General features: G+C 71.3%; 11 protein-coding genes and 1 pseudogene. 8 read left to right on the plus strand and 4 right to left on the minus strand.

Annotated elements, in window-relative coordinates; genetic code table 11:
• From ACFWVE_RS25290 to ACFWVE_RS25305, 4 genes are read left to right on the plus strand one after another with little or no spacing between them, the layout of a single operon-like run.
• Positions 1 to 435, plus strand: coding sequence for a roadblock/LC7 domain-containing protein (locus ACFWVE_RS25290; protein WP_384018160.1), 435 nt, complete (start codon positions 1 to 3; stop codon positions 433 to 435).
• A gap of 9 nt (positions 436 to 444) precedes the next feature.
• Complete coding sequence (locus ACFWVE_RS25295; RefSeq protein ID WP_384018163.1) at positions 445 to 840, plus strand: DUF742 domain-containing protein; 396 nt, start codon at positions 445 to 447, stop codon at positions 838 to 840.
• 24 nt (positions 841 to 864) lie between these two features.
• Positions 865 to 4,560: a hydantoinase B/oxoprolinase family protein gene (locus ACFWVE_RS25300; RefSeq protein WP_384018166.1), complete on the plus strand. Its 3,696-nt coding sequence runs from the start codon at positions 865 to 867 to the stop codon at positions 4,558 to 4,560.
• The gene (locus ACFWVE_RS25305; protein ID WP_384018168.1) at positions 4,541 to 5,146 is read left to right on the plus strand and encodes an ATP/GTP-binding protein; all 606 of its coding nucleotides are present in this window, start codon (positions 4,541 to 4,543) and stop codon (positions 5,144 to 5,146) included. Before ACFWVE_RS25300 ends, ACFWVE_RS25305 begins: the two co-directional genes overlap by 20 nt.
• An 80-nt stretch (positions 5,147 to 5,226) precedes the next feature.
• Here ACFWVE_RS25305 and ACFWVE_RS25310 read toward each other — a convergent pair.
• Positions 5,227 to 5,645: pseudogene (locus ACFWVE_RS25310) on the minus strand (hypothetical protein); the annotation flags it as partial.
• Positions 5,646 to 6,057: 412 nt separating this feature from the next.
• Between ACFWVE_RS25310 and ACFWVE_RS25315 the strand changes: the two are divergent.
• Both ACFWVE_RS25315 and ACFWVE_RS25320 read left to right on the plus strand, forming a co-directional pair.
• Positions 6,058 to 6,876, plus strand: a complete 819-nt coding sequence (locus ACFWVE_RS25315) for a M15 family metallopeptidase (protein WP_384018171.1) — start codon at positions 6,058 to 6,060, stop codon at positions 6,874 to 6,876.
• A 56-nt stretch (positions 6,877 to 6,932) separates the two neighbouring features.
• Entirely contained in the window at positions 6,933 to 7,469 is a 537-nt protein-coding gene (locus tag ACFWVE_RS25320) for an NUDIX domain-containing protein (RefSeq protein ID WP_384018174.1), read from the plus strand.
• A gap of 67 nt (positions 7,470 to 7,536) precedes the next feature.
• Here the strand turns inward: ACFWVE_RS25320 and ACFWVE_RS25325 are convergent, their stop codons facing one another.
• Positions 7,537 to 9,903 (minus strand): glycoside hydrolase family 31 protein, encoded by a 2,367-nt coding sequence (locus ACFWVE_RS25325; protein WP_384018177.1) that lies wholly within the window; start codon positions 9,901 to 9,903, stop codon positions 7,537 to 7,539.
• 212 nt (positions 9,904 to 10,115) lie between these two features.
• On the opposite strand from ACFWVE_RS25325, the gene ACFWVE_RS25330 reads away from it, so the two are divergent.
• Both ACFWVE_RS25330 and ACFWVE_RS25335 read left to right on the plus strand, forming a co-directional pair.
• Entirely contained in the window at positions 10,116 to 12,083 is a 1,968-nt protein-coding gene (locus tag ACFWVE_RS25330) for an acetoacetate--CoA ligase (RefSeq protein ID WP_384018179.1), read from the plus strand.
• Between the two features lie 99 nt (positions 12,084 to 12,182).
• Positions 12,183 to 13,070, plus strand: coding sequence for a hypothetical protein (locus ACFWVE_RS25335; protein ID WP_384018182.1), 888 nt, complete (start codon positions 12,183 to 12,185; stop codon positions 13,068 to 13,070).
• A gap of 105 nt (positions 13,071 to 13,175) precedes the next feature.
• Here ACFWVE_RS25335 and ptsP read toward each other — a convergent pair whose 3' ends face one another.
• The gene (gene ptsP / locus ACFWVE_RS25340) at positions 13,176 to 14,846 is read right to left on the minus strand and encodes a phosphoenolpyruvate--protein phosphotransferase (protein ID WP_384018185.1); all 1,671 of its coding nucleotides are present in this window, start codon (positions 14,844 to 14,846) and stop codon (positions 13,176 to 13,178) included.
• Positions 14,847 to 14,922: 76 nt separating this feature from the next.
• On the minus strand, positions 14,923 to 15,372 hold the full coding sequence (locus ACFWVE_RS25345) for a PTS glucose transporter subunit IIA (protein ID WP_384018188.1): 450 nt from the start codon (positions 15,370 to 15,372) through the stop codon (positions 14,923 to 14,925).
• Between the last annotated feature and the right edge of the window lie 417 nt (positions 15,373 to 15,789).

Below are 15,789 nucleotides of genomic sequence, written 5' to 3' on the forward strand. Positions count from 1 at the left end.
ATGACCGCACCGCACACGACCGGCCACGCCGACAACGGCAAGGGGGAGCTCAACTGGCTCCTCGACGACCTGGTGGCCCGCGTCGCGAGTATCCGAAAGGCCGTCGTGCTCTCCGGCGACGGCCTCGCCACGGGAGCCTCCCAGGACCTCACCCGCGAGGACAGCGAGCATCTGGCCGCCGTCGCCTCCGGGTTCCACAGCCTCGCCAAGGGGGTGGGCCGCCACTTCGAGGCAGGCAACGTCCGCCAGACCATCGTCGAACTCGACGAGGCGTTCCTGTTCGTCACCGCCGCCGGGGACGGCAGCTGCCTCGCAGTGTTCGCCGACGTCGACTCGGACGTCGGGCAGGTCGCCTACGAGATGACCCTCCTGGTGAAGCGGGTCGGTCCGCATCTGGACTCCGAACCGCGTACCGATCTGCCCCCGGGCGGGTAGTGGGATGACATGAGTGCTGACGGTGAGGGAAGAAGCCACTGGTTCGACGACGATGCCGGACCGGTCGTCCGTCCGTATGCCATGACGCGGGGCCGCACCTCGAGTGCGGCCCAGCACCGCCTCGACCTGATCGCGGTGGTCGTCACCGAACCCGACGCCGACGATCCGGAGACGGACCCCACACTCTCCCCGGAACACGTGGACATCGTCGAACTGTGCCGTGCCACTCCGCAGACGGTCGCCGAACTCGCGGCGGAACTCGACCTGCCGATCGGAGTGGTACGCGTCCTCGTCGGCGATCTCGTCGACCTCGAATCCGTCCACGTGAACCGGCCGGTCCCCCCTGCCGAACTGCCGGACGAGAGTATTCTGCGCGACGTGATCAACGGCCTCCGGGCGCTGTGAGCGGCGCGGAAGCGAGGTACTGACGTGACAGGCTGGCAGTTCTGGGTCGACCGAGGCGGCACCTTCACCGACATCGTCGCCCGCCGCCCCGACGGACGGCTCCTCACCCGCAAACTGCTGTCGGACAACCCGGCTTTCGACCGGTCCGGACCTCCTCCCGGCGGGGCGGAACCCGTCGCCGACGCGGCGGTCGCGGGCGTTCGCGAACTGCTGGCCGGCTCCCACGATTCCGTCGAGTCCGTACGCATGGGAACCACGGTCGCCACCAACGCCCTCCTGGAGCGCACCGGCGAACGCACCCTCCTGGTCATCACCCGCGGCTTCCGCGACGCCCTGCGCATCGCCTACCAGAACCGCCCCGCCATCTTCGCCCGACGCATCGAACTGCCCGAGCTGCTGTACGAACGGGTCGTCGAAGTGGACGAACGCGTCGCCGCCGACGGCACCGTCCTGCGCGCCCCCGATCTCGACGCCCTCGGCGGGCCGCTGCACCGGGCCCACGACGACGGCATCCGCGCCGTTGCCGTGGTCTGCATGCACAGCCACCTCCGCCCTGCCCACGAACAGGCGGTCGGGGAACTCGCCGCCCGCATCGGCTTTTCGCAGATCTCGCTGTCCAGCGAGGTCAGCCCGCTGATGCGACTCGTCCCGCGCGGGGACACGGCCGTCGTCGACGCCTACCTCTCGCCCGTGCTGCGCCGCTACGTCCGGCAGGTGGCCGACGCACTCGACGGCGTACGACTGATGTTCATGCAGTCCAACGGCGGCCTCGCCGAAGCCGCGCAGTTCCGCGGCAAGGACGCTGTCCTGTCCGGGCCGGCCGGCGGCATCGTCGGGATGGCCCGCATGTCGCAGCTCGCCGGCTTCGACCGGGTCATCGGCTTCGACATGGGCGGCACCTCCACCGACGTCTCCCACTTCGCCGGGGACTACGAACGCGTCTTCACCACACAGATCTCCGGTGTCCGGCTGCGCGCGCCCATGCTGGACATCCACACCGTCGCCGCCGGCGGCGGCTCGGTCCTCCACTTCGACGGCTCCCGCTACCGCGTGGGCCCGGACTCGGCCGGCGCCGCCCCCGGTCCCGCCTGCTACCGGGCCGGCGGACCGCTCACCGTCACCGACGCCAACGTCATGCTCGGACGCATCCAGCCCGCCGACTTCCCCGCGGTGTTCGGCCGGAACGGCGACCAGCCCCTCGACGCCGGACTCGTCCGCGACCGCTTCACCACCCTCGCGCGCGAGATCCGCGAACAGACCGGCGACGACCGCACCCCGGAGCAGGTCGCCGAGGGTTACCTGCGGATCGCCGTCGCCAACATCGCCGCCGCGGTGAAGCGGATCTCCGTCCAGAAGGGCCACGACATCACCCGCTACGCCCTCACCACCTTCGGCGGTGCGGGCGGACAGCACGCGTGCAGGGTCGCCGACTCCCTCGGCATCCGTACAGTTCTCGTGCCGCCCATGGCGGGTGTCCTCTCCGCACTCGGCATCGGCCTCGCCGACACCACGGCCATGCGCGAACACTCCGCCGAGGCACCCCTGGAGCCCGCCGCGATGCCCGGCATCCACCGGATCGCCGACGGCCTGGAGGCGGCGGCCCGCGCCGAACTCCTCGCCGAGGACATCTCCGAGGACCGGATCGAGGTGATCCGGCGCGCCCAGCTCCGTTACGACGGCACCGACACCACCCTCACGGTCGAACTGACCGACCCCACCGCCATGCGCCGGACCTTCGAAGAACGTCATCGCGCCACCTACTCCTTCACGCTCGACCGCCCGATCGTCGTCGAAGCCCTCTCCGTCGAAGCCACCGGCATCACCGAACCCCCCGATCTCTCCGCCCTCGCCCCTTACGAAGGCCGCCCCGCCCTTCCGCGCCCCGCCCGCCTCCACACCGGCGGCACCTGGCGCGACGTGCCCCTCCACCGCCGCGAGGACCTTCCCCCCGGCGGGGCGGTCACCGGCCCGGCGATCATCACCGAGGCCGGCGCCACGACCGTCGTCGACGAAGGCTGGCGGGCCGCCCCGAACGATGACGGACATCTGGTCATGGAACGCGTCACGGTTACGCAGGGTTTCGATCCCGACACGGAATCGGACGGGGAATCCGACCCCGAAGTCGACCCGGTGATGCTTGAGGTCTTCAACAACCTGTTCATGTCCATCGCCGAACAGATGGGCGCCCGCCTCGAGTCCACCGCCCAGTCCGTCAACATCAAGGAGCGCCTGGACTTCTCCTGCGCCCTCTTCGACCCGGACGGAAACCTGGTGGCCAACGCCCCCCACATCCCCGTCCACCTGGGCTCGATGGGTACCGGCGTCAAGGAGGTCATCCGGCGGCGCGGCTCCACCATGCGCCCGGGCGACACCTACGCCGTGAACGACCCGTACCACGGTGGCACCCATCTCCCCGACGTCACCGTGATCACCCCGGTCTTCGGCACCGGGGGCGCCGCCACCACGCAGGGTGACCGACGTGTCCTCTTCTACGTAGCCTCACGCGGCCACCACGCCGAGATCGGCGGCATCGCCCCGGGGTCCATGCCCGCCGACAGCCGCAGCATCGACGAGGAAGGCATCCTCTTCGACAACTGGCTGCTCGCCGAGAACGGCCGGTTCTGCGAGGAGGAGACCCTCAGCCTCCTGACCGACGCCCGGTACCCCTCCCGCAACCCGCAGACCAACCTCGCCGACCTGCGCGCCCAGATCGCCGCCAACCAGAAGGGCGTCGACGAGGTCGGCCGGATGGTCGAGAACTTCGGCCTCGACGTGGTCCAGGCCTACATGCGGCACGTCCAGGACCATGCAGAGGACTCGGTACGCCGCGTCATCGACGCCCTCGAAGACGGCGAGTACGCCTACGAGACCGACTCCGGCGCCGTCATCCGCGTGAGCGTGCGCGTGGACCGCGCGCACCGCTCCGCCACCATCGACTTCACGGGCACCACAGCGCAGTTGCCCACCAACTTCAACGCCCCCTTCTCGGTCGTCAACGCGGCAGTCCTGTACGTCTTCCGCACCCTGGTCGGCGACGACATTCCGCTCAACGACGGCTGCCTGCGGCCGCTGCGCATCATCGTGCCGCCCGGCTCCATGCTGGCGCCCCGGCCACCCGCCGCCGTCGTCGCGGGCAACGTGGAGACCTCCCAGAGCATCACCGGCGCCCTCTACGCGGCGCTCGGCATCCAGGCCGAGGGCTCCGGCACCATGAACAACGTCACCTTCGGCAACGCCCGCCATCAGTACTACGAGACCGTCGCCTCCGGCTCGGGCGCGGGAGACGGCTTTCCCGGAGCGTCCGTCGTGCAGACCCACATGACCAACTCGCGCCTCACCGACCCCGAGGTCCTGGAGTGGCGACTGCCCGTCCGCGTCGACGCGTTCGCCGTACGCTCGGGCAGCGGCGGAGCAGGCCGGTGGCGCGGCGGGGACGGCGCGGTCCGCCGTATCCGGTTCCTGGAACCCATGACCGTTTCCACGCTGTCCCAGCACCGCCGGGTCCCCCCGTACGGCATGGCGGGCGGTGCGCCCGGGGCGCCCGGCGCCAACCGGATCGACCGCGCGGACGGTTCCGTCACCACACTCGACGGCAGCGACTCGGCGGACGTCCACCCCGGCGACGTACTCGTCGTCGAAACCCCCGGCGGTGGCGGCTACGGTCCACCGCCCGACCCTCACCGAGCAGGAGAAAAGTACGATGATCTTCGGGCGTTCTGAGCGCGGCAAGCCCCCGGTCGAGCCCGTCACGCTCAAGATCCTGGTGGCCGGCGGCTTCGGCGTGGGCAAGACCACGCTCGTCGGCGCGGTCAGTGAGATCAGGCCGCTGCGCACCGAGGAACTGCTCACCGAGGCGGGGCGCCCGGTCGACGACCTCAGCGGGGTGGAGGCCAAGAACACCACCACGGTGGCCATGGACTTCGGCCGCATCACGCTCCGCGAGGACCTGGTGCTGTACCTCTTCGGCACGCCCGGCCAGGAGCGGTTCTGGTTCATGTGGGACGAGCTCGCCGAGGGCGCCCTCGGCGCCGTCGTCCTCACCGACACCCGACGGCTGGAGGACTGCTTCGCGGCCGTGGACTACTTCGAGCGGCGCTCCATACCGTTCCTCGTCGGCGTCAACTGCTTCGAGGGAGCCGCACGGTACCCGGCCGAGGACATCCGCCGGGCGCTCGATCTCGACCCGGACGTACCGCTCCTGATGGGCGACGCCCGGGACCGCGAGTCGGTCAAGACGGTCCTCGTCGGCGTCGTCCAGCACGCCATGGCGCAGGTGGCGCAGCGCCGCCAGACCGTCACCACCTGAACCGGGGACGGTGCGGCCGGACCTCACCCCGCCGGTGCCGTCACCCTCTCTGCACCGCGCGGGGCCGGACGTGTGCGTACCGCCAAGGGCAGCCGCGCGGGCGGCGCGAACAGCTCGCCCTGCGCCAACCGGGCACCGCGCGCCGGCACTGTCGCCCGCCGGCTCCTCGTCTCCACGCCCTCCACGGAGAGCGGCGCCCCCGACTCGTCGCACGGCGTCCGCATCACGCACGCGGCGTCGTACGGTGCGGCCGGCCCACCGAGGCCGGCGGGGGTGCCGGCGAACACGTTGACGTGGAGCGGAAACAGCGTCCCCTGCGGACCGGGGCCCGCACCGCGGCCACCGCCGGCCGGACGTCCGGTGAGGGGCCGCGACGGGCCCGGGCCGGGACGTCGCCGGTCTCCGGACGGGCGGGTGTCTCCAGGCCCGCCACCCCACCGGTCGTCAGGTCGACCACCGGTCGGAAGGCGAATCGAAGGCCGTCCGTCCAGGAGCGCACGGGAGCATGACGGCGCCGTCCGGGCCCGGTTCGCACGGCGTTCACCCGGGCACCGCCGTCCGGCGCCGCGCGCCAGCCCGAAGCACGCCGGACCGGTGGCACCGACGACGCCTCCACCCGGCAGCCTCCCGGCATCACGGATCGCGGCAATGGCCTTTCTCCCGTGGGAAGAAGACCGAGACGCAGTCCGACCAGCGGGTGCCGGGGAGCCGGAATCCGTCCTCGTCGTCGGCGAACCACCCCGCGGCCACCGGTGTGCGCTCACGTGGCACAGCGCCTCCGCGTGCCACGACCCCGCGACGCCGGCACCCCGACCAGCGTTCTTGACGGGGCGTCAGGCGGGTGCCACGGGTGAGCGGGCAAGGACCGGGTGCTTCCCCGCGGGACCCGCCGCCTGATAGATGCAGGAGACATGACACGACTTTCCGCCGCGGTCCGCGTTCTGGTCACCGCACTCGCCGCGTTGACGGCCACGACCGCCACGACCGCCCCCGCAGCATCCGCCCCGGCGTCGCCGGAGCCCAGGGCCCCGAAGGACTTCGTGGCGCTGAGCAGCGTGGACCCGACGATCATCCAGGAGATCCGCTACTTCACCCCGCACAACTTCGTGGGCGAGCGCGTCGACGGCTACCGGGAGCCGCTGTGCATCCTCACCCGTCCCGCGGCCCGCGCCCTCCACGAGGCCCAGCGGAAGCTGCTGCCCCGGGGCTACTCCCTCAAGGTGTACGACTGCTACCGGCCCCAACGCGCCGTGGACCACTTCGTACGCTGGGCCAAGAACCCCGACGACCAGGCGATGAAGGACGAGTTCTACCCGAACGTCGACAAGTCCCGGCTGTTCGCCGACGGTTACATCGCCGAGAAGTCCGGCCACAGCCGCGGTTCGACCGTGGACCTCACCGTCGTACGGCTCCCCGCCCTGCCGACCCGCCCGTACCGCCCCGGAGAACCCCTCGCCCCCTGCTTCGCGGACCAGGACGAGCGGTTCCCCGACAACTCGGTGGACATGGGCACCGGTTACGACTGCTTCGACACCCTCAGCCACACCCTCGACCCCCGCATACAGGGCGAACAGCGGGCCAACCGGTCGCTCCTCAAGAACATCCTGGAGGGCCTCGGTTTCGTGAACCTCGCCGAGGAATGGTGGCACTACACCTTCAAGCCGGAGGCCCGTCCCGACACCTACTTCGACTTCCCGGTGTCCCGGAGGTCGCTCACCGGCCACCGCTGAACGCCCCCCGGGTACTCCCCGGAGACGCCCCCGCCCCGATCGGCTACAGTCCGCGCGTGTCCAGAACCCAGCCCCCCGGCCCCGGTCCCGTGCCGGACTCCCACTGTTCGAGCTGCGGCACGCCCTTCGGCGAGGGCGTCTCCGGCTGGCCCCGCACCTGCCCGGCATGCGGCACCGCCGCCTACCGCAATCCGCTGCCGGTCGCGGTCGCCCTCCAGCCCGTGTACGACCCGAAGGGCACCGCCCTCGTCGTCATCACCCGGACCATCGCCCCCGCGCGCGGGGGAACGGCCCTGCCCGGCGGCTACATCGACGACCGGGAGGACTGGCGCCAGGCCGTCGTCCGCGAACTCCAGGAGGAGACCGGCATCGACGCGGCGAGCCGGGACGTACGACTCGCCGACGCCATGAGCTCGCCCGACGGGCACCTGCTGCTGTTCGGGCTGCTCCCGGAACGTCCCGCGGAGGGACTGCCGCCGTCGGACGCCACGGACGAGACGGAGGGCCGGCGCCTGCTGCGGCGCGCGGAGGAACTCGCCTTCCCGCTGCACACGCGTGCCGTGCGGGCTTGGTTCGAGGGCCGGTACATCTGACGCGACGCCGTGCCACGGCCCCGTCGGCCGAAGGCCCGGCCGGGAGCCGGGCCATGCCCCGCCCCGCTCAGTCGGGTCCGACCCCGCGGACGCGCACCGGGTGAGGGAGACCGCCGGTGCCGTCCCCGCTCTCCCGCTCGACGACGATCCGGGAACCCACCCAGCTGGCGGTGTACCGCTCGAGGCCCGGCTCCTCCCAGCCGTCGCCGGTGTCCGCGACGACCGTCCCGCCGCCGGCCCGCCCCCTGACGGGCGCCCACACCTCCAGTTCCAGCCCGCCGTCCTCTCCGCACACGGGAATGACGGTGCCCGCGCGGGCGAACACCGGAACGCGGTCCAGGGGCGCGTCGACCACCACCTGGGCAGGCCCGTCGAACGCCCGGCCCGTCGCCGTCTCGTACCAGCGCCCGCCCGGCAGCCGCACCGTACGCCGCTCCACGCCCGGATCCAGCACCGGCGCCACCAGCAGACTGTCGCCCAGCAGGAAGGAGTCCTCGCAGTCGCGCAACCCCCGCTCCTCCGGCGCCGACCACCACAGCGGCCGCACATAGGGAGCCCCGGTACGCCGGGCCAGATGCGCCAGAGTCACGAAGTACGGTTGCAGCCGCCGGCGCTCGACGAGAGCCGCGCGCGCGTGCGCCAGCACCTCGGTACCGGACTCCCACGGTTCCCTGTGTCCTGTCCCCCTCCCCGCGCGGGTGCGGAACAGCGGCAGATGGGCGCCCAGCTGGAGCCACCGCAGATACAGCTCGGGAGACGGATCCCCGCCGGTGCCGCCGACATCCGGCCCCGCGTAGGGGACACCGCACAGCCCGAGCCCCAGCACCAGGGCCAGCGACGCCCGCAGTCCGGGCCAGCCCGTGGCCACTTCCCCCGACAAGGTCCCGCCGTAGCGCTGCATGCCGGCCCAGCCCGAGCGCGAGAACAGGAACGGCCGTTCCCCGGGCAGCAGCGCCCGCAGTCCCTCGTGAGCCGCCCTGGCCATGCACAGCGCGTACACGTTGTGTGCCTCGCGATGATCACCGTCCCGGCCGTCCAGAGAGTGACGGGCCGAGCGGGGGAGCGTCGGCTCCCCGAACGCGGTGAACGACGTCGGCTCGTTCATGTCGTGCCAGAAACCCGCGAACCCCTGCTCCAGCCGCTCCGCGTACAGACCGCCCCACCACGCGCGCACACGCGGGTGGGTGAAGTCGGGGAAGACCACGTCCCCGGGCCAGGACACCCCCTGGACGACATCTCCCGACGCGTCGCGCACGAACGCGTCCCGGACCGTCCCCGCGTCGTACACGGCACGGCCGTCCCCGGCAGGGACCGCAGGACCGACGACCGACACCAGCCGGATCCCGTCCCGCCGCAGCTCGTCGGCCAGGGCCGGCAGTTCGGGGAACCGCTCCTGGTCCACGGTGAACCCCTGGTGGGCGTCGTGGTGGCCGCTGCCGAGGTGGACGGCGTCGAGCGGCAGTCCGTGCTTCTGATAGCCGGCGACGGTCCGCCGCACCTCCTGCTCACCGCCGTCGCCCCACCGCGCGTGATGATGTCCGAGGGCCCACGCGGGCGGCAGCGCGGGCGCACCGGTCAGTGACGCCCAGGCGAGCAGCACCCGCGCGGGAGTGCCCACCATCACCCAGCAGCGCAGCGGACCACCGTCCATCCGCAGCTCGCTGGTCCCCGCCCGGTCGTGCCCGGAGCCGGCGCCCTCCGCGCCCTCCCGCAGCGTGACGGTGCCGTCCCACGAACTGTCGTGGAACGCGAGATGCGTGCCCGCGTCGGCCACCACCAGCTGCACCGGCATCGTGACGGGCAGCGGAGCGTCACCGGGCCCGGCGTCCCGACCGGGACCCGTGTTCCACAGCCGGTAGGTACCGTCCCGCAGCCACGGCCCCGACGCCCGTCCGCCGAGCCCGAAGAACCGGGCGTCGGCACGCACCTCGGACCGCTGCATCCAGCGTGCCGGGCCTCCTGCCACCGGCTCCCACCACCGCGGCGGCAGCTCCCGACGCAGCACCACACCCCCCGGAGTGAGCACCTCCACCGCGCCGTGCCTCGAGACGGCGACCGTCACCCGCTCGGCGACCACCCGCCAGCCGCCGTCGGTGTCCGGCTCCAGCACCGCGCGTGGGTCCGGGTCGGGACAGCGCCCGGCCAGCGCGTACGACGGCTCCGGAGCCGCCCCGTCCCAGCCCCAGAAGACGGCCCCGTTCACGGCGACGCGGATCCGCAGCTCGGAACGGCCGAACCGGACGACACCCCCTCCGGGCCCGGGATCCACCTCCCGTACCGGCCCGGGAGTACGCGCGAGCTCCGCCCCGCGGGGCGGCAGCCCGGTGGCATCGGCCCGCCGCCTGCGCCACGCTGCCCGTACGGTACGAAAACCCTGTGCCGTCCCCACCGAGCCGACCGATCTCACCGAACGCACCAGGTCACGACCGTCCATGGTGCTCACCCTGCCACTGCCGGCACCTCGCAGGCGTGTCGTTCAACTGCCGTTCACCCATGATCGGACCACATCTTCACGACCGGGACTATGTGGGCCGTGCCCTGGTACGGAGGACGATCACGTGGCATCGTCCCTGTCAGCCGCGTCACGCGCACACCCCAGCCCGTGCGCGCAGGACGCACACGACGCGCACAGTCCGGGAGCCGCCCATGTCGACCGTGAACCCCCAACCGCTCTGGCAGCCAGACCCGGAACGCATCGCCCGTGCCCGGATCACCCAGTTCCACACATGGGCGGCCGAGCACCACGGCGCCCCCGCCGAGGGCGGCTACGCGCAACTGCACCGCTGGTCCGTGGACGAGCCGGAAACCTTCTGGAAGGCGGTCACGGAGTGGTTCGACGTCCGCTTCTCGGCCCCCTACGCGCACGTGCTGGGCGACCGCTCGATGCCCGGCGCCCAGTGGTTCCCCGGCGCCACCCTCAACTACGCCGAACACGCTCTTCGCGCGGCCGCGACCCGCGCGGAGGAGCCGGCGCTCCTCCACGTCGACGAGACCCATGACCCGAGGCCCGTCACCTGGACCGAGCTGCGCCGTCAGGTCGGCTCCCTCGCAGCCGAACTGCGCGCCCTCGGCGTACGTCCCGGCGACCGCGTCAGCGGCTACCTGCCCAACATTCCGCAGGCCGTCGTCGCCTTCCTGGCCACCGCGGCCGTGGGCGGCGTGTGGACCTCCTGTGCGCCCGACTTCGGCGCCCGGAGCGTCCTCGACCGTTTTCAGCAGGTCGAACCGGTCGTCCTGTTCACCGTCGACGGCTACCGCTACGGCGGCAAGGAGCACGACCGCCGCGACGTCGTCGCCGAACTGCGCCGAGAACTGCCCACCCTGCGCGCCGTCGTGCACATCCCCCTGCTCGGCACGGATGCTCCCGACGGCACGCTCGACTGGCAGGCCCTCACCTCCGCGGACACCGAACCGGTCTTCGAGCAGGTGCCCTTCGAACACCCCCTCTGGGTGCTCTACTCCTCCGGCACCACCGGGCTGCCGAAGGCGATCGTCCAGTCCCAGGGCGGCATCCTGGTCGAACACCTCAAGCAACTCGGACTCCACTGCGACCTGGGCCCCGAGGACCGCTTCTTCTGGTACACGTCGACCGGCTGGATGATGTGGAACTTCCTCGTCTCCGGCCTGCTCACCGGAACGACGATCGTCCTGTACGACGGCAGCCCCGGCTACCCGGACACGGGCGCCCAGTGGCGGATCGCCGAACGCACCGGAGCCACCCTCTACGGCACCTCCGCCGCCTACGTCATGGCCTGCCGCAAGGCGGACGTGCACCCCTCGCGCGACTTCGACCTCTCGGCGGTGCAGTGCGTCGCCACCACCGGCTCCCCCCTGCCGCCCGACGGTTTCCGCTGGCTGCACGACGAGGTGCGCGACGACCTGTGGATCGCCTCCGTCAGCGGTGGTACGGACGTGTGCTCCTGCTTCGCCGGTGCCGTACCCACCCTCCCCGTCCACGTCGGCGAGCTGCAGGCACCCTGTCTCGGCACCGACCTGCAGTCCTGGGACCCGAGCGGCAGGCCCCTGACCGACGAGGTCGGCGAGCTCGTGGTCACCAACCCGATGCCCTCCATGCCGATCCACTTCTGGAACGACCCCGACGGCAGCCGCTACCACGACAGCTACTTCGACACCTACCCCGGCGTCTGGCGGCACGGCGACTGGATCACCCTCACCTCCCGGGGTTCCGTCATCATTCACGGCCGCTCCGACTCCACGCTCAACCGCCAGGGCGTCCGCATGGGATCGGCGGACATCTACGAGGCCGTCGAGCGCCTACCCGAGATCAGGGAATCGCTCGTCATCGGCATCGAACAGCCCGACGGCGGCTACTGGATGCCCCTGTTCGTCCACCTGGCACCGGGCGCCGTGCTTGACGAGGACCTGACGGGCCGTATCCAGCGGACCATCCGCGAGGAACTGTCCCCACGTCACGTCCCCGACGAGATCATCGAGGTGCCCGGCGTCCCGCACACCCTGACGGGCAAACGCATCGAGGTCCCGGTCAAACGCCTTCTCCAGGGCACACCGCTGGAGAAGGCGGTCAACGCCGGCTCCGTCGACAATCTGGGTCTGCTCACCTTCTACGAGGACCTGGCCCGCAAACGCGCCTGAACCCACCCCGGCCGCCGCGCCCCGACCGCCCGGCCGGACGTCGTTGTCAGTACCCCTGATTACTGTGAGTGAGCATTGATCGACCGTGCAGGGGGAGACATGACGTACACCGACCACCGAACCATGCGACGCGTCCTGCGCCGCGAAATCGCGGGCACCATCGGGCTGCTCACCGACGAACACGACTTCCGCGCCATGCGGCACTACCGGAGCTTCACCTTCGACGACCACCGCACGTACCTCGAGCACGTGGAGGCCCTCCTCAGGACACGTGCCCTGCAGGGCAGCCACACCACACTGGCCCTCTTCGACCCCGAGGAGTACGCGGAGTTCTGCGCACAACGCGGCATCGACCCGGACAGCCACGCCAGCCGCACCCGCTTCACGGCCGAACTCGCGGCCACCGGACCCACCGTCTCCTACGAGGGGCAGCCCCTGACCGACCTCCTGCCCGCCCTCGTCGACGAGGGCGTCCGCCAGGCGACCTGGGAGTACGCGACCATGCTGCTCGCCCGTCTCGGCGCCTGCCCCTCGTGCGGAGAGGACCTGGGAGGCGAGGCATGTGCCCGCGCCTCCCAGCTGATCGTCCGCATCCTCGAAACGACAGGCCCCGGAAGCAGGCACCTCGTCTGCAGCGTCTCCGGACCACCCGAGCCCCTGGTCGCCGTCCTCCAGGCCGACGACAACGGCGGGCGTCTTGAACTGGACGACGCCGAGATCCTCGAATTCACCACGGTGCTGGCCGTCGGTCTCGCCACCGACAGCCCGGGCGGGCTCGTCATGCGGACCACCACCCCGGGCGCCCCCGACCGTGTTCACGGCTGGCGATTGCGGGCCCACGGCCTCGAACCCCTCACCGCGGGCGAGGTGTTCGACGCCTACTGCACCGACGTGGAATCGGGAGACCTCATCCCGCCGGAGTCCAACGTCGACTACTGCGAGCCACCCGGCCTGGGGGAAGGCCTGCCTCCGAGCCACCGCCACTGAACCCTGGACGGGGAGCGGAGGCCGAGGAAAGGGGCGCCCCTCGAGTGGAGCGCCCCTCCGGAACAGCGGCGGCGGTCGTCCGCGCCGCGCGCCCGCCGCGTCCTGCTACTCGCCCGACAGCACGGCCTGAGCGGCCCTGCGGGCCTCCTCGGCGCTGTCCGTCGCACGGGCCGCCGCGGCGGCCCGCTCGCACTGCGCCAGAGTGAACTTCGCCAGCGCCGCCCGCACATAGGGAATGGACGCCGCACCCATGGAGAGGGAGGTGACACCCAGACCGGTCAGCACCGAAGCGAGCAGCGGGTCGGACGCGGCCTCACCGCAGACACCGCAGCTCTTGCCCTCGGCCTTCGCGGCCTCCGCCGACAGCGCGACCAGGTCGAGCAGCGCGGGCTGCCACGGATCCTGCAGCCGGGACACCGCACCCACCTGACGGTCCGCGGCGAACGTGTACTGTGCGAGGTCGTTCGTCCCCAACGACAGGAACTCCACCTCCTGCAGGATCGAGCGCGCCCGCAGCGCGGCCGACGGAATCTCGACCATCGCGCCGAACTTCGCGTGCAGACCCGCCTCACGGCACGCGTCGGCGAAGGCCTTGGCATCCGCGCGGTCCGCCACCATCGGGGCCATCACCTCAAGGTGGACGGGCAGCCCTTCCGAGGCCTTGACCAGCGCCGACAGCTGGGTGCGCAGCACCTCCGGGTGGTCGAGCAGCGACCGCAGACCGCGCACGCCCAGTGCCGGGTTCGGCTCATCCGCCGGGGTGAGGAAGTCCAGCGGTTTGTCCGCGCCCGCATCCAGCACCCGCACGACCACACGGCCCTCGGGGAACGCTTCGAGCACCTGACGATAGGCCGAGACCTGCTTCTCCTCGGAGGGAGCGTTCTTGCTGTCGTCCAGGAAGAGGAACTCGGTACGGAAGAGACCGACCCCCTCCGCGCCCGCCTCGACCGCGGCCGGCACGTCCGCCGGACCGCCGATGTTCGCCAACAGCGGCACCGTGTGACCGTCGGCGGTCGCACCGGGGCCGGTCGACGTGCTCAGCGCCGCCCGGCGCTCGGCCGCCGCGGCCTCGAGCTGCCCCTTCTTCTCCTCGCTCGGGTTCACGAAGATCTCACCGGTGCTGCCGTCGACGGCGATCAGCGTCCCCTCGGCGAGTTCACCGGCACCGGGCAGAGCCACCACGGCCGGCACACCGAGTGCCCGAGCCAGGATCGCGCTGTGACTGGTGGGTCCCCCTTCCTCCGTCACGAAACCGAGCACCAGGGTCGGGTCCAGCAGCGCCGTGTCCGCGGGCGCGAGATCACGGGCCACCAGAACGTAGGGCTCGTCGCTGTCCGGGACACCCGGCATCGGTACACCGAGCAGTCGGGCGACGATGCGGTTCCGCACGTCGTCGAGGTCGGCCACGCGGCCCGCCAGATACTCACCGGCAGCGGCCAGCAGTTCGCGGTACGCGGCGAACGCGTCGTACACCGCACGCTCGGCGGTGCTGCCTTCGGCGATGCGGCGTTCCACGTCCGTCATCAGCTCGGGGTCCTGGGCCATCATGGCCTGGGCTTCGAGCACCGCCTGGGCTTCTCCGCCCGCCAGGGTGCCGCGCGCCATCAGATCGGCCGCCACCGCCTCCACGGCCTTGCGGGCGCGCCCCTGCTCACGCTCCGCCTCCTCGGTCGGGATCTGCCTGGCCGGTGGCTCGAGCACCGCCGTTCCCATGTGCCGAACCTCGCCGATCGCCACACCATGGCTCACGCCGACGCCTTGCAGCGTTGTCTCCATCTCACTGTCTCCGGTAGTGCGGCGTTCCCGCCGCAGTGTGGGTTGCCCTGCCGGCCGTCGGGAGACGGCACCGGTGTCACTTCCAGAGGAAGAGGCGTTCGCCGGCCTTCACCTCGCTGTCGTCGCACAGTTCGGAGAGCGCCTCCACCATGGCGTCCAGGGCCACGACCGGGCACACCGGGGACTTACCGGAGGCCTCGACTGCGGCAGGGTCCCAGCGCACGATGCCCTGACCGCGGGTCACGGTGTCGCCCTTGTTGACGAGCAGCTCGAAGCCGTCACCGTTGAGCTGCACGGTGTCGATGCCGAGATGGGTGAGCACGCCGTGCCCGCTCTCGTCGACCACGACGAACGCGTGGGGGTGCAGAGAGACGACGACGCCGTCGACGGGCGAGACAGCCGTGGAGGGCTCCCGTACGGGGTCGATCGCCACACCCGGGCCGACCATGGCCCCGGAGAAGACCGGATCGGGCACGGAGTCGAGTCCGATCGCCCGTCCTTCGAGCGGGGACGTCACGGTGGTCATGGGAAGCCTCCCAAGGGCGAAGATTCATAGGAGCCCGTCACTGTCGGTCTCGGACGGCGCACTGTGATGCAGCGTATGTCACTGGTAGTGCCGGTTCCGTGCGCGAGGACCGATTGGAGGTCTAGACCACATCTTCTTATCGATTTGCACCCGCTGCACGGCCTCATGTACAGTCGAGGACCTGCTTGGGGCTGAACGACGTGATCTCGCGTCACTGACCCGCAGCAAATCCAACTTGTTGATCCTATCCCGGGGTCAGCCTCTGCGTGTTCGCAGGACGGTGGTCCGGGAGTCGGAAAAACACTGGTAGTGTTGGAAACGTAAGACCGAAGGGAAGCGCCCGGAGGAAAGCCCGAGAGGGTGAGTACAAAGGAAGCGTCCGTTCCTTGAGAACTCAACAGCGTGCCAAAAATCAAC

Source organism: Streptomyces sp. NPDC058632 (genome assembly GCF_042717095.1).
Taxonomy (GTDB): Bacteria; Actinomycetota; Actinomycetes; order Streptomycetales; family Streptomycetaceae; genus Streptomyces.

Coding starts and splice junctions, on each gene's coding strand:
- ACFWVE_RS25335 (WP_384018182.1), top strand. CDS start 12,183: ATGACGTACACCGACCACCGAACCATGCGACGCGTCCTGCGCCGCGAA.
- ACFWVE_RS25305 (WP_384018168.1), top strand. CDS start 4,541: ATGATCTTCGGGCGTTCTGAGCGCGGCAAGCCCCCGGTCGAGCCCGTC.
- ptsP (WP_384018185.1), bottom strand. CDS start 14,846: ATGGAGACAACGCTGCAAGGCGTCGGCGTGAGCCATGGTGTGGCGATC.
- ACFWVE_RS25295 (WP_384018163.1), top strand. CDS start 445: ATGAGTGCTGACGGTGAGGGAAGAAGCCACTGGTTCGACGACGATGCC.
- ACFWVE_RS25325 (WP_384018177.1), bottom strand. CDS start 9,903: ATGGACGGTCGTGACCTGGTGCGTTCGGTGAGATCGGTCGGCTCGGTG.
- ACFWVE_RS25330 (WP_384018179.1), top strand. CDS start 10,116: ATGTCGACCGTGAACCCCCAACCGCTCTGGCAGCCAGACCCGGAACGC.
- ACFWVE_RS25315 (WP_384018171.1), top strand. CDS start 6,058: ATGACACGACTTTCCGCCGCGGTCCGCGTTCTGGTCACCGCACTCGCC.
- ACFWVE_RS25345 (WP_384018188.1), bottom strand. CDS start 15,372: ATGACCACCGTGACGTCCCCGCTCGAAGGACGGGCGATCGGACTCGAC.
- ACFWVE_RS25290 (WP_384018160.1), top strand. CDS start 1: ATGACCGCACCGCACACGACCGGCCACGCCGACAACGGCAAGGGGGAG.